The sequence below is a fragment of the Pseudoruegeria sp. SK021 genome, from assembly GCF_002119405.1.
GTDB lineage: Bacteria > Pseudomonadota > Alphaproteobacteria > Rhodobacterales > Rhodobacteraceae > Meridianimarinicoccus.
Genome location: NZ_MTBG01000175.1, coordinates 1 through 251 on the forward strand (window position 1 = coordinate 1; position 251 = coordinate 251).

Consider the following 251-nt stretch of genomic DNA (forward strand, 5'->3'; position numbering starts at 1 on the left):
GCGGACGGCCCGGTCCCGGCCTCGTGTCGCACATGCTGGTCGGTAAGTATTGCGATCACCTGCCGCTCGAGCGGCAGTCCAAGATCTACGCCCGCGAAGGGGTCGATTTGCATCGCTCCACGCTGAGTGTCAATCACGGTGACATAAGGGGCCATTTACCGGCGCAAATAGGGGCCACGCTCGGGATGTCGGTGGCGCTCTGGCGCGTGTGCTCACCACATAGCTAACGCGTGCCAGAGCGCGCTGGCCGT

The 251-nt window shown here is 64.1% G+C and carries 1 protein-coding gene; it reads left to right on the forward strand.

The genetic code is table 11. From position 1 onward, the window contains the following. A partial coding sequence (locus tag BV911_RS20470; protein ID WP_371588373.1) for a transposase occupies positions 1–227 on the forward strand: 227 nt, incomplete at its 5' end. Between the last annotated feature and the right edge of the window lie 24 nt (positions 228–251).